The organism is Microcystis sp. CS-574, assembly GCF_028329095.1.
Lineage (GTDB): Bacteria > Cyanobacteriota > Cyanobacteriia > Cyanobacteriales > Microcystaceae > Microcystis > Microcystis ichthyoblabe_A.
This window is the reverse complement of sequence record NZ_JAQMSY010000013.1, coordinates 1-13821: the sequence shown is the minus strand read 5'-3', so window position 1 is coordinate 13821 and position 13821 is coordinate 1. Positions and strand designations below refer to the sequence as shown.

Here is a 13821-nt window from a genome sequence, read left to right as displayed (position 1 = left end):
GTTTGATCCCCCCTGCCCCCCTTGATAAGGGGGGAATCTGATAATTTTTAACGACTACCTACTTAACTCTAGGAAATGACAGGTTTCAATCATTTAATTAAAAAGAATACACGGCAGTTTTGATATTTTGGTAGTTATCATCTAGATCTGATTCTAGGAGAATAATCGCAGTAATTCTTCTCGTCATCTCGCTTACTTCCTGCACTTCTGCGATAGTTAATCCCCGTCCTAATAATTTTTCCTCGCGATAACTTAGCCATTTTTTAATGACTTGATAACCCCCGATGGTATATTCCCAAACCCGGGCCGGTATATTTTGCCAATAGGCTCGATCATTGAGATAAATATCATAGGTGGTCGTTCCTAATAATTTTCGCATTTCTGGGCTAATTACGCTCATTTCTGCGGTTGTATATTGTCTGGCGATCGCTTTTCCTTTACCCGGCATTGTCACGCCATTTTTCCCCCCGTGTCCCCAACCGACGTTAATAATTAAATCCCCCTTATCTGGGTTTAAATTTCCCCCATCAGTGCAGGAAATCAAGGCGATTTTTTGCAGTGCAGGGGTCGGTTTTTTGGTGACTCCTATAACGGGGTTTTCTGTGTCTAAAAGAGAGGCGATCGCTTGTCCTAGTTGGGCAGATTTAATTAATAATTCTTGGCTATTGGGAAGGGGAATTCTTGGGAAGTCTTGACGAATACCGTCGGCATTTTCCCGAAGATACAAGGGAGAGTACCCAATCGCTAATGCGTGCAGCCAAATTAAGGAAGCATTCTCGATATTTTCATCAAGATTATTAATACCCATTTCATTTAAGTATTGACGAGATTTTTCTGAGAGATTGGCTTTTGTTTTAACAGTTGTATAACTTTCAACATTAAATAATTTATCTTGTTTTTTTGCTTCATGTTTCGCAGAAGGATAAATTAACATGGGAAATGCAACTGCATGACCTCTCATACAATCCCTAGCAAAAAGACTTTGAGTAAATAGAAATGGAATTCCTTCTGGTTGAGCAACTCCTTTAGAACGACTTAATAAAAATAAATTTTTATATGTGTATTGTACATATAAATCTGGCCTTACTCTTTTCCAAACATTAGGGGCTAAAGTAATATAACACCATCTTGTATCATAGGGACGGAAATTATATCTTTTCAGGTTATTTTCTTTAAACGAATCTAATTGATGTGCTTTTTTTCGTACAGTTTTAGCATCAAAAGACGCACTATCTCGACTTAACCCAGTTTTTAAAGTTAAAAATTCATCCCAGTCAGTTGTTTTATCAAAATACTTTTGCATTCTTAATGATAAAATATCTTGATCATAATCTATAAGTGCATTTGCACGATCTTCATCCATACCCTGTAATGGAATAATTAATGATGAATCTTGACAAGATAAATCTGTTAACTTTGGCCATGCTAAATAGTGAGAGGAAACATCGGAGGGACGGAAAGAATAACGATTAGATTGTTCTGGGTTAGAGACTTGATACAAAGCATCAAAATCTTGATTATTTAAACTATCTAATAACTGTTCTCGTTTAGCAACTCCCCAGAAATGGCGAAAATAGACATCAACATTTTTATTCCTTACTTCCTTTCTTACCATTAGTCCGATAGTTGTCCCGACTCGAATTCCTTCCTTATTGTATTGAGTAGAAAAAACACTAGGATCTGGATTACCTTCAGGGGTTAACTTTCCCGTTTCGCGACTATCCCCATTGAGACAATCAAACCAAAGACGATCAAATTCTTGTAAAAATCTTTGCCGCATCACCACAAAAGAAGGATCACCGAGATAGGAAAAATTAGAAATATAACAAACAACCCCTTTACCGGTATTTTCTGAAATACATCTTTCTGCTAAACGAAAAAAGCGCACATATAACTCATCCAAATTAAACTTTTTAATCCCCCAATCGGAGATTAAACCCTGTTTATACACTTCCACTAAACCTGCTTCTTCTGCGGGACTGGTTCCAGCAAAAGCATTGTAGGGAGGATTACCGAGAATAACTAAAATCGGTTTACCGCGCTTAACTTCATCGGCTGCTTCTCGTTCCTTATTTAACTCCGGAAAACTTAATTGTAGCTGTTGAATTTTCTGTTTACTTTCCTCATCGGGGGGTTGCCAACCGGTTAAAGCATTAGTCAGATAAATCCCGACTCGTTCACTATCTTCTATTAAAGGTACACCCAAACTTTGCAGGAATAAACCTAATTGTAGATGAGCGACGACAAAAGGAGCGGTTAAAATCTCGAAACCGAAAATTCTTTCTATGGCTGCCTTTTTCACCAAAGCCATCGCTAAAGCACCCGCCCCATTTTCCTGTAAAGTATCGGTAATATAGCGCAAAACCTCGACTAAATAAGCACCAGTTCCACAGCAAGGATCGAGAACATAAACATCGGGATTAGCTAAACCGTCCTCGATATTTAATTCTTCTCGTAAAACTCGATCGACTCGCGCTACCATATAGCGAACAATTTCCGGAGGAGTGTACCAAACTCCCAATTCTTTGCGTAAATCAGGATCAAAAGCTTGCAAAAATGGTTCATAGAAATACTGTACCGCTTGTCCCTCATCGAATTGACGAAAAAATTCCTCTCGTCGCACTCGATTTAAAGCTGCACCGGTCCAATTCAAAACTTCTACTAATCCCAAAGACTTTAACTTACTCGGTGCGGCGATCTGCTCGAATAGGATCGCTAACATGGGAACATGGAGATGGTGGGCCGCGGATTTCCAATCGAACTTATCCTCTTTATCCTCGCGATTGAGGTTTTGCTTGTGCCATAATACCCAAGCGGAGAATAAACCATAAAAGAGGGTTTGCACGAGGGTAGAACGAAAAAATTTATTCCCCTGTTCCCGTTCAAATTTGATACCGAGGGCATTTTCTAAAGCTTGACGAATATTGGCCAGAGCGGGAAGATCGGAATGATGTTCTAAGCGTGCTTTTGCGTCCCGCGCATAGGAAGCAAGAAACCAAGCAACATCGGCCGGTGAGGTGATAGGAGCCGCCTGTAAAAGCACTCTCTTTAGGTATTCTAAGAGGCTATCACCGTGTTCGGCGGCAAATTTGGATGGATTTGAGGTTTTTAGCCAAAACTCGGCTTCTGACGGGGCTAAACTATAGGCTTCTAATTCTACCGGTTGACCTTGGCTATTGCGACCGATGAGCAGAAAATCGCGATAATTGCTGACTAATACTTGACCGTATTTTTGCCAGTATTTTTGTACTTGCTCGCTGGCGGCGATTTTTTTGATATCTTCTTTGGTTCCCTTAATCTCGATCGCGCCTCTTTCGGGAAAAATCGCCGTAAAAGGTTCTAATTCTTGATTTTTGGGGAATTGATCGACGTTAAAAAGTCCCCCGTCCGGCAATCCCGCACCCTGATTTCTGAGGTTGATAATGCAGCGGACTCGCGGTTTTAGGGTTTTACCGATTTCGTTAAGGAGAGTTTCGAGAGTGCCGTAGTAGGAGGTTTCTTTTACCGCTGCTTGGGATGAGTGGATTTCGTGCAGGTTGCGAAAATAATTGACGAGGGGATTCATTAGGAGTGTTGTAAAAATCAAAAATTGTTGTTAGGGTTAGGAGTCAGGAGTCGGTCGTCAGGAGTCAGGAGAATTAAGAATGAATAATAATTAACTAAATAGTCTATTTACATATTTTATGCCATTTAATCCTTATTTTTGCCATTTTTGAACCCTCAAAAATTAATTATCGGTCGCAACTAGCTTCTGAAGCCTAATCCTGGTCAGGCGTTTGCTTACAGGCCCTCTCTACTCGCACTTAGAAATTAATTGAATGGAAAGAGCTTCTACAGTACAGTGAAAGTTAACGTTACTGTTGGAAAAAACCTAATCCCATGAATCGTCGTGAATTTGTTGCCCTCGTTGGTGTTGGCGGAGCCATGGCCTGCGCCCCAGAAATACTAGGGACGGCTACCGACCAAGAGATGACCCCGGCCCAAGCGGCGGATGGCTTTGTGAAAGTGACGGGCATTACCCTCAAAGAATTAGAAGCCAAAGGCAGTTTTCTGGATAAAAAATCCCCGGTCGGCTCCTTGCTCCTAATCTGGGAGAAAAAGGCGAAAAAGATCAGTGCAGTAAACCCGACTTGTACCCATGAAGGCTGTACGGTGAAATGGGATACTGGCGCACAGATTTTAGCTTGTCCCTGCCATACGGGAAAATTTACCGCCACTGGAGTCGTCACGAATAAACCCCCAAAAGGCAATCTAACCACCTATCAAGTCAAGGTCGAAAAAGACGTTATTTTCGTGAAAAAAGCTTAACGGGGTTGACGGAATACCATGCCTTTGGTGACACGGGTAGAATTAGTGACTCTCTACTCGCACTTAGAAATTAATTAAATGGAAAGCCTCCATAAGGGAGAGGGACAAGTAATTTAGCTTCACTCTCGCCTCTAAGAAGAAATTAAGCCGGGGATTTAGTCAATTTGGTCAAGAATAATCAGTTAGAGATGAGAAATCAGACCCCGAATTTCTTCCCTGCCTGAAATTTCTCAATTTCTCAGACTAAATTTTACTACCAAAATCAGGGTAAATAGCCCAAATATAAACTTAATAAAGTTTTAATAGACATTTAAGCCCTAATAGATTAATCTTGGTTTTTTTTAAGCCGATATGCTGCCTCGCTAATCCTTTTCAGACTTGAAAACTGGCTATTCTGTTAGGGGTTGGCCGTGAGAGAGGTCAATTTTCAAGGATAATTTGTAACAGAGTGTTGAAAATTCCTTTAATCTTAGTCATGAGCGATCGCCCACCAGAACTAACCCTAGCCGACCAGGCCCCTGCCAACCACGAATGTCGCTCCTGCGGCTACGTTTACGACCCCAGCAAGGGAGATAGTAAAACCAACACTCCCGCTGGAACCCCCTTCGAGGAATTGCCAGAAACGTGGCGCTGTCCCGTGTGTGGTGTGCGTCGTTCCCAATTTATCAACATCGGAGCTAAAGATGCTCCTTCGGGATTCCAAGAAAATCTTAGCTATGGTTTTGGAGTCAACCGTCTCACTCCCGCACAAAAAAATATTTTGATTTTCGGGGCTTTAGCGCTAGGATTTGTTTTCTTTATTAGTTTGTATGGTTTAAACTAACTCAAGCACTCATTATCTTTAAATCTAACGGCTCTTATGAGCCTGTAACTCATCGGGTACAAACCTTAATCCGTCCCGATTCCTTGACCAATACCTCTGAACCATTGATGAGAAAACTGAAACAATTCGTAATAGTTCTAGCTGTAGCCTTTTTCTGCTTTAGCTGTAGTAGTGTGCCATCCCTGAGCAATAGTCCTTGGCAAATCCTCACCCTCGACACTGACTCCACTTTTGCCGATATCGCCTTTACCGACGACCTGCAGCACGGTTGGTTAGTGGGAACCAAATCTACCCTCTTTGAAACCAGCGATGGGGGGAACAGTTGGCAGCAAAAAGTCCTCAACCTTGGCGACGAAAAAGTTAGCTTTAGCGCCGTCAGTTTCCACAACCAAGAGGGTTGGATTGTCGGTAAACCCTCAATTCTTCTCCATAGCGAAGACGGGGGCAGCAGCTGGTCCCGTATCTCCTTAAGTGAAAAATTACCCGGTTCTCCCTACGGAATTATCGCTCTGAACTACAAAACCGCCGAAATGGTCACGGATTTAGGCGCTATCTACCGCACCAAAGACGGAGGCAAAACTTGGCAAGCTTTAGTGGAAGGTGCTGTGGGTGTGGCCCGGACAATTGTTCGTTCCCATGATGGTAAATATGTGGCCGTTTCCGCACGCGGGAACTTTTATTCCACTTGGGAACCGGGGTCAACAGAATGGCAACCCCACAATCGTCTTTCTTCCCGCCGTTTACAAAAAGTCGGTTATGGTGAAAAAGGGGAATTGTGGGCCCTGGCCCGGGGTGGTCAACTACAATTTACTAGCCCCAATGATCTCGATACATGGGAAGATAAGGTATTCCCCGAGTTTTCCACCAGTTGGGGACTTTTGGACCTCAACTACCGCACCCCCGAAGAAATTTGGGTCGCTGGTGGTAGCGGCAATCTCTTGGTCAGTCATGACAACGGCCAGTCTTGGCAAAAAGATCGCGCGGTGGAAAGTGTCCCCTCCAATCTCTATCGAATTGTTTTTATCAATTCCGACAAGGGTTTTGTCTTGGGACAAGATGGGGTTTTACTGAAATATAATCCCCCCAGCGAACCGGCCTAAAACTTGTCTCAGGGTCAACAAAGTCTCTATTATAGAGATTGAATTTTTCAAGTCCTATCATTCCGAGGAGAACCGTCCATGTCAGGTAGTACCGGCGAACGTCCTTTTGGCGATATCGTTACCAGTATTCGTTACTGGATTATCCATAGCATCACCATCCCCATGCTCTTTGTCGCAGGTTGGTTATTCGTGAGTACCGGTTTAGCTTACGATGTTTTTGGCACTCCCCGTCCCGATGAGTATTACACTCAAGAGCGTCAAGAATTACCGATCATTAATGATCGCTTTGAGGCCAAAAATCAAATCGAGCAGTTTAATCAGTAGTTTACTTTAATTAAGGATAAAAACAATGGCTAGTGGTAATCCCAATCAACCCATTTCTTACCCCATTTTCACCGTTCGCTGGTTGGCAGTTCATACCTTAGCGGTCCCCACTGTCTTCTTTATCGGTGCGATTGCGGCAATGCAGTTTATTCAACGCTAGGAGAACAATTATGGAAAGAACACCTAATCCGAATCGGCAAGCCGTCGAGTTAAATCGTACTTCTCTTTATCTAGGTTTACTCCTAGTTGCTGTCTTGGGAATTTTATTTTCCAGCTATTTCTTTAACTAATTAGTCCCGATTTATTGTCATCGCAATTAGGAGGTGTTATTCATGTTCGCAGAAGGTCGTATTCCTTTGTGGTTAGTCGCCACCATCGCCGGTCTAGGCGTTATCGCTGTGCTTGGTCTTTTCTTCTACGGAGCTTACGCCGGTTTAGGTTCCTCTATGTAATTCCATTACGGGTAATTTCCCCCAGCAAAAAGCCGTTAGTTATAGAAATAACTAGCGGTTTTTTCACTATTCGGTGAAAAGTAAAGCTCGATCGAACTTTAATACCAAATCCGTTTTTAATAGTGTGATTAACTCTCAAGTTATGAATTGTTTCTCCCTGCTCCCCACTCCCTGCTCCCTTCTCCCCACAACCCACACCCTGCCCCCACGAAAAACTTTTTCAGCATACCCTAATTAAAAAAAGGAGTCAAAGACTTGACTCCTTATAGTTATATTGATGATTTAGCTAAAACTAAACTTCTTGTTTACGAGTGCTAAGATCACCCAATTTTTGGAATAAACCGAATTCCACTTGTTCTTCCAGATCTGGATCGACCCCGGCGAATACGTCGCGGTAGATGGTACGAGAACCGTGCCAGATGTGACCAAAGAAGAATAGTAAAGCAAAGACAGCATGACCGAAAGTAAACCAACCTCTTGGAGAAGTGCGGAATACCCCGTCAGACTTGAGGGTTTCGGTGTCAAACTCGAAAGCTTCACCGAGTTGCGCTCTACGCGCAAATTTCTTCACATCAGCAGGATCGCTGAAGACCTGACCATCGAGAGAGCCACCGTAGAAAGAAACGGTAACACCACTTTGTTCGATACTCAGTTTCGATTCCGCACGACGGAAGGGAATATCAGCGCGAACGATACCTTCCGAGTCAGTCAGGACAACGGGGAAGGTTTCAAAGAAGTTAGGCATCCGACGCACGCTGAGGACGCGACCTTCGCCATCTTTGAACACGGGGTGTCCTAACCAAGATTTAGCGATACCGTCACCGCTATCCATGGCACCAGTACGGAATAAACCACCTTTAGCGGGGCTATTACCGACATAATCATAGAAAGCCAGTTTTTCGGGGATTGCTTGGTAAGCTTCGGCGATGGTGGCCCCATTGGCGATGCTGGCCTCCACACGACGCTCAATTTCTTCTTGGAAATAGCCCTTATCCCATTGGTAACGGGTCGGGCCAAAGAGTTCGATCGGCGTGGTAGCATTACCGTACCACATGGTTCCAGCCACGACGAAAGCGGCAAAGAAAACGGCGGCGATACTGCTAGAAAGCACCGTTTCGATATTACCCATTCTCAGGGCTTTATAGAGTCTTTCGGGGGGACGAACGGTTAAATGGAATAAACCGGCGATAATCCCGACGATACCCGCAGCAATGTGGTGAGCTACCACACCCCCGGGGTTAAAGGGGTTAAAACCAGCCGGTCCCCATTCCGGAGCTACGGGCTGCACATGACCGGTTAAACCGTAGGCATCGGAAACCCACATCCCGGGACCCCAAAGGCCTGTTTGATGGAAAGCACCGAAACCAAAGCAAAGTAAACCAGATAAGAACAGGTGAATACCGAACATTTTCGGCAAATCGAGGGCAGATTCGCCCGTGCGGGGATCGACGAATAATTCTAAATCCCAGAAAACCCAGTGCCAAACCGCCGCTAGGAATAGCAGACCGGATAAGACGATATGAGCGGCGGCAACGCCTTCAAAAGACCAGAAACCGGGGTCAACACCAGTTTCGCCGGTGACGCTCCAGCCACCCCAAGAACCAGTGACACCTAAACGGGCCATGAAGGGCAGCACGAACATTCCTTGCCGCCACATCGGGTTTAATACGGGGTCACTGGGGTCGAAAATAGCAAGCTCATAGAGGGCCATGGAGCCAGCCCAACCCGCTACCAGTGCGGTGTGCATCAGGTGAACGGAAATTAAACGGCCCGGGTCGTTGAGAACGACTGTGTGTACTCGATACCAAGGTAGTCCCATTGACTACGCTCCTCCTATTGACAATTTAGTGTCCACTTAGACGCTTTTTATATTCAGGGTCAAAATATAAGCCCAACAATCTCGACTGTTAAGTGCAAGAGTTAGCCAACCTACATTATCCCTTGAAAAGTGTATCTATTCTAAAGAAGTGTAACTATTGTTAGAACAGATTTCAAGTGCTTGCGATCGGTCTTCCGCCAGAATATTCCAGATCAGGGTGTAGGGTGTGGGGTGTTGGGTGTTGGGTGTTGGGTGTGGGGTGTAGGGTGTGGGGAGATGGGGAATTATGACTGATAACTGATAACTGATAACTGATAACTGATTACTTCCTCAGTAGTTCTTCGGCATTTTGCAGGATTTCGAGGACTTGTTCGGCACTAATCAAGCGTTTTAGCACCACTTGCCCGATGGTGGGGACAGTATCAGCAATTTCGGCACTCTTGGGGGCAACTTCCACCATAATCACGGCTTCTTCCACCTTATAAAGCCATAAAACCTGTTCTCCTTCCAAAATACCGATATTTAATCGCTCTATCTGCGGTGGTCGTCGCCAACTACTCGCATGGTCCCACAAACCCCCAAATTCCCACACCCGTCCTATTGTCCAACCTGCCGTTAAGAAAAAATATTTCACTTTGTTACTCAATCTAGAATCAATCTCTAGCTTTCTGGCTTAATTAGTTTTCAGCCGTCAAATTTTATCAGCTTTTTAGCCCCCAGCCATCAGTCAGAAAAGGCAATAGGCAATAGGCAATAGGCAATGGGCAGCTTTGTTCTCCCTGGGTGCATCCCACATTTGCAGAAATACCGACAATCAGTAATTATCAGTTGGATGAAACGGACTATCTGCTTTCCACAGAAGCTAACCGTCAACATCTCCAAGAGGCAATAGAATCTCTTAAAAATCCTGATAGTTATATTTATGTAGATGCTGCTAACTTATGAGGAAAGTCGCCTTTCTAACCCGAAGTTTTGATGAGTTTAACCAATGGCGATCGCAGACAAGAAAGTTTACGCTAAAATTGTCAGCCTTATTAAAGATGTTCAAAGAGAGCCTTTTTCTGGACTAGGAAAATCAGAAGCATTAAAACATAAACTATCAGGATTATGGTCACGACGCATTACAAAAGAACATCGCCTAGTTTATAGCGTGTCTGATTATGACACAAAAGCTAGAACCTCTGGAAATGCGTTGCAAGGGAGTTCCTTGCAACGAGATAGAAATGAGAAGAACCCTTTACTGATTAATTTTTCACAAAAGTAAATTTACCATTTTTACCATCGGCATCCATTTTAATTTGTGCCACGGAGAATTTATCCTGAATGATTTCCCCTTCGGGAGTAAAAGCAATATCTCCCAGGACAGTCACATACTTACCCGCTAAAATTTCCTGATTTAATTGTTGGCGAATTTGTTCGAGGGAAAGTGTACTGAGTTTATTTTTATCATCTACCCGTTTTAGGGCCTCGACAAAAACTTGAATTCCCGTAAAAGCTTGAGCGGTAAATTGGGGCGGTGCTTTTTTATTTTCTGCTGTATAAGCGGCGACAAAATCCCGATTAATAGGATTATCTAATTCTGGGTTATAAGCTTGAGCGATGAGAATACCATCACATTGAGCTTGACAAACCGGGAAAATATTAGAAGTATTTAAACCATTGCCCCCAATAATTAACCCCTGATAGCCTAATTGTCGCAACTGTTTGACCAAATTGCCCCCGTCAGCAACCAAACCAGAAATAATCACTAAATCCGGTTTAATATTAATAGCGGCGGTGGCTTGGTTTTGAAAATCTGTATCGGTGGTTTGGAATTTCTGCACGGTGACAATATCAAGATTTAAACTTTTTAGGGTTTCTTGAAAAGTTTCCGTTTCCGATTTACTAAAAGCATCATTTTGGGCAAAAAAGACAGCCACTTTTTTAATCTTGGGATCGATTTTTAAAGCGGTTTTAACTGCATTGGGAGCGACCACAGCCACAGGAGCGGACACCCTACCCACATATTCACCGATCTGGGGGATACCTTTAGCCGTGTTAGACGGGCCGAGAATGGGAACTTTAGCTCGATCGGCGATCGGACTAGCGGCAAAAGCTTGCTGGGACAAGGACGGACCAAGAATACCCACCACCTTATCTTGAGTGATTAGGGTATTAATGGCGTTGATTGCGCCCTGTTCATCCCCGGCCACATCCTGGATAATAACTTTAATCGGTGTTCCATTAACTCCGCCCTTTTTATTAAAATATGTTTCAGCCATCTTGACACCGATCACCTGTTCCTGTCCCAATAGGGCGAGATTGCTGGTTTGAGCTAAAGCTGCACCGATGGGAATAGCAGCAGTGGCGGCGTTTTCTGCGGGACTGGGGTTAGTTTGACTGGTGGGAGTGCCGGAATTGCAGGCCACCACTAGACCGAAAGTGACTAGGGATAGTATTAAGGGGATTAATAAACGTTTTCTGAGCATCTTAACTCTCCGGGGACTGATATTGTTGATGACACTATTATTTCGCTAATCGGGTTGATTTCAGCGATAATTCTCGACGCGATCGAAGCAGATTTTGCTCCCTTAGCGCCTTTTGTTTCCCCTAATTTTGTCGATTAACCTCCCCGTCTCACCTCCCTTTTCAGAAAAACGATTTGCCTTTTCTGGTTCTGTCGCCTAACCTAGTAGTTAGGGAATTTATTATCGCCTTTCCCGTCCACAAACCCCGAAGCGAAAACATCCATTTAAGATTATGACTAACCCGGTTATTCACGCCTTTTTCCTCGGACGAGCGATCGCTGAAGTAGTCAGTGAACAGCTAGAAGATGCGTTTACCAACGCTTTAAGCGAATTAGGCAAATTTGATGCCGAACAACGGGAAAACCTGCGGCAATTCGTCGAAGAAGTGCAAATGAGAGCCGATCGAGCCATGGAAAAGGGAGTATATGCTGAGACAGACTCCAGTGGTTCCTCCAGTGCCGATGTGCAGGAAAACATCGACGAAATGCGGGCTGAAATCGCCCAATTGCGCTCGGAACTAAAAAACTACCGAAATTAACCAAAAACCCTCTTTTAGTCGCTTTAAAGCCCCAAAAATTGCGTGTCAGCCCTTCTACCCGTCCCCGTTACCCTAGAGTTAAACCCAGCAATGCCGGCCCTTCAAGTCGCCAAAAATAGCTATCGTTGGAATCAAGAAAACTATTCCATCAATCGTCGTCGTCTAGATATTTGGCGATTCGTTCTGACTGTACTTTATCAATTCTGGCTCAACGGTAAAAAATGGAGCTATAACGGCAGCTATAGCGAGGAAAAACTCGCCAGCAGACGCAGAAAACAAGCCGCTTGGATTCGGGAAACCATGCTAGAATTGGGACCGACTTTTATTAAAGTCGGTCAACTGTTCTCCACCCGGGCTGATCTTTTTCCCCTCGAATATGTGGAAGAACTCTCGAAACTACAGGATCAGGTTCCCGCATTTACCTACGAACAGGCCAGCAAAATTATCGAGGTATCCCTCGGTAAACCCCTCAATCAACTCTTTAAAAGCTTTGATCCTATTCCCCTGGCAGCCGCTAGTTTAGGGCAAGTTCACCGGGCCCAACTGAAGACCGGGGAAGATGTGGTGGTTAAAGTCCAACGGCCCGGATTAAAAAAATTATTTAGTATCGATCTGACCATCCTAAAAAAAATCGCCCAATACTTCCAAAATCATCCCAAATGGGGTAAAGGTCGCGATTGGACGGGTATTTATGAAGAATGCTGTAAAATCCTCTGGGAAGAAACCGATTATCTCAATGAAGGTCGTAACGCTGACACTTTTCGCCGTAATTTTCGCGGGGAAGATTGGGTGAAAGTACCGAAAGTCTATTGGCGCTACACCGCTCCCCGGGTTTTAACCCTAGAATACCTCCCCGGCATCAAAATCAGTCATTATGAAGCCCTAGAAGCGGCCGGACTCGATCGCAAATTGTTGGCTAAACTAGGGGCAAAAGCCTATCTAATTCAACTACTCAATAACGGCTTTTTTCACGCAGATCCTCACCCTGGCAATATTGCCGTTGATAGTGATGGCTCCCTAATTTTCTACGATTTCGGCATGATGGGACAAATTAAAACCAACGTGCGCGAAAAATTAATGCAGACTCTCTTGGGAATTGCCCAAAAAGATGCCGATCGCGTGGTCACTTCTCTGGTGGATTTAGGAGCATTAACTGCTAATGGTGATATGGGAGCAGTGCGGCGATCGATCCAGTATATGCTCGATAACTTCATGGATAAACCCTTTGAGGAGCAATCCGTGGCCTCTATCAGCGATGATCTCTATGAAATCGCCTACGATCAGCCTTTTCGCTTTCCCGCTACCTTTACCTTCGTCATGCGAGCATTTTCTACCCTAGAAGGGGTAGGCAAAGGACTCGATCCCGAATTTAACTTTATGGAAGTGGCCCAACCTTTTGCCCTGCAATTAGTAAATGATATGACAGGAAATAATGGCAGTAATATCCTCGATGAGTTAGGACGACAAGCAGCCCAAGTGAGCAGCACCGCCCTGAGTTTACCCCGACGCATCGATGATACGATCGAAAAATTAGAACGGGGTGATATCCGTGTCCGGGTACGTTCCAGCGAATCCGATCGACTTTTGCGGCGATTGGGTATGATTCAAATGGGAACCAACTATACTTTACTGATCAGTGCTTTGCTGATCTCAGCGACGCTTCTATTCGTCAGTGGTTTTGGTTGGTTAACTTTATTACCGATGGCGATTTCCCTACTGCCGGGGATAGCTCTTGTGAGACTTTGGCGAAAAATTGAACGTCAGGATCGTATGATGTAATTGATTGCGGGATAATAAATATTGTGTTAAAAGCAGAAATTTCGATGAACAATCTTTCTTTTGGAGGAATGACCGATCCTGGTGTAGTGCGGTCGGTTAATCAGGATAGTTATTATATCGACCCCGAGCGGCGCTTTTTTATCGTTGCTGATGGTATGGGGGGTCATGCGG

At 44.2% G+C, this 13821-nt stretch carries 14 protein-coding genes and 1 pseudogene; 11 read left to right on the top strand and 4 right to left on the bottom strand.

Annotated features, from left to right (window positions below):
• Nucleotides 1-97: 97 nt before the first annotated feature.
• Nucleotides 98-3565 (bottom strand): type ISP restriction/modification enzyme, encoded by a 3468-nt coding sequence (locus PN470_RS00845; RefSeq protein WP_271935629.1) that lies wholly within the window; start codon nt 3563-3565, stop codon nt 98-100.
• 314 nt (nt 3566-3879) lie between these two features.
• On the opposite strand from PN470_RS00845, the gene PN470_RS00840 reads away from it, so the two are divergent.
• The 7 genes from PN470_RS00840 to PN470_RS00810 all read left to right on the top strand — a co-directional run bounded on the left by PN470_RS00840 (nt 3880) and on the right by PN470_RS00810 (nt 7007).
• Nucleotides 3880-4308, top strand: coding sequence for a QcrA and Rieske domain-containing protein (locus PN470_RS00840; protein ID WP_130758491.1), 429 nt, complete (start codon nt 3880-3882; stop codon nt 4306-4308).
• A gap of 475 nt (nt 4309-4783) precedes the next feature.
• A complete protein-coding gene (locus PN470_RS00835; RefSeq protein WP_002736293.1) occupies nt 4784-5131 on the top strand; it encodes a rubredoxin in 348 nt (115 codons plus the stop codon).
• A 107-nt stretch (nt 5132-5238) separates the two neighbouring features.
• Nucleotides 5239-6231, top strand: a complete 993-nt coding sequence (locus PN470_RS00830) for a photosynthesis system II assembly factor Ycf48 (RefSeq protein WP_272103367.1) — start codon at nt 5239-5241, stop codon at nt 6229-6231.
• Nucleotides 6232-6309: 78 nt separating this feature from the next.
• Complete coding sequence (psbE, locus tag PN470_RS00825) at nt 6310-6555, top strand: cytochrome b559 subunit alpha (RefSeq protein ID WP_002737435.1); 246 nt, start codon at nt 6310-6312, stop codon at nt 6553-6555.
• 25 nt (nt 6556-6580) lie between these two features.
• Nucleotides 6581-6715, top strand: a complete 135-nt coding sequence (gene psbF / locus PN470_RS00820; protein WP_002736175.1) for a cytochrome b559 subunit beta — start codon at nt 6581-6583, stop codon at nt 6713-6715.
• A 10-nt stretch (nt 6716-6725) separates the two neighbouring features.
• Entirely contained in the window at nt 6726-6845 is a 120-nt protein-coding gene (locus PN470_RS00815; protein ID WP_002735805.1) for a photosystem II reaction center protein L, read from the top strand.
• A 42-nt stretch (nt 6846-6887) separates the two neighbouring features.
• Nucleotides 6888-7007: a photosystem II reaction center protein J gene (locus PN470_RS00810; RefSeq protein WP_002736108.1), complete on the top strand. Its 120-nt coding sequence runs from the start codon at nt 6888-6890 to the stop codon at nt 7005-7007.
• A gap of 292 nt (nt 7008-7299) precedes the next feature.
• On the opposite strand, the gene psbB is transcribed toward PN470_RS00810, so the two are convergent.
• On the bottom strand, nt 7300-8826 hold the full coding sequence (psbB, locus tag PN470_RS00805) for a photosystem II chlorophyll-binding protein CP47 (RefSeq protein ID WP_002735904.1): 1527 nt from the start codon (nt 8824-8826) through the stop codon (nt 7300-7302).
• A gap of 322 nt (nt 8827-9148) precedes the next feature.
• The gene (locus PN470_RS00800) at nt 9149-9460 is read right to left on the bottom strand and encodes a hypothetical protein (RefSeq protein WP_002749272.1); all 312 of its coding nucleotides are present in this window, start codon (nt 9458-9460) and stop codon (nt 9149-9151) included.
• A 307-nt stretch (nt 9461-9767) separates the two neighbouring features.
• Here PN470_RS00800 and PN470_RS00795 point away from each other — a divergent pair.
• A pseudogene (locus PN470_RS00795) lies at nt 9768-10090 on the top strand (Txe/YoeB family addiction module toxin).
• Here PN470_RS00795 and PN470_RS00790 read toward each other — a convergent pair.
• Entirely contained in the window at nt 10071-11294 is a 1224-nt protein-coding gene (locus PN470_RS00790) for an ABC transporter substrate-binding protein (protein WP_002792887.1), read from the bottom strand. The pseudogene PN470_RS00795 and the gene PN470_RS00790 sit on opposite strands and share 20 nt — an antisense overlap.
• A 271-nt stretch (nt 11295-11565) precedes the next feature.
• Between PN470_RS00790 and PN470_RS00785 the strand changes: the two genes are divergently transcribed.
• From PN470_RS00785 to PN470_RS00775, 3 genes are all read left to right on the top strand, one after another.
• Complete coding sequence (locus PN470_RS00785) at nt 11566-11871, top strand: DUF6825 family protein (protein ID WP_002792886.1); 306 nt, start codon at nt 11566-11568, stop codon at nt 11869-11871.
• Between the two features lie 90 nt (nt 11872-11961).
• Nucleotides 11962-13650: an ABC1 kinase family protein gene (locus PN470_RS00780; protein WP_016516688.1), complete on the top strand. Its 1689-nt coding sequence runs from the start codon at nt 11962-11964 to the stop codon at nt 13648-13650.
• A gap of 44 nt (nt 13651-13694) precedes the next feature.
• Nucleotides 13695-13821, top strand: a 127-nt coding sequence (locus PN470_RS00775; RefSeq protein WP_442929956.1) for a PP2C family protein-serine/threonine phosphatase, incomplete at its 3' end; no start/stop codon positions are given.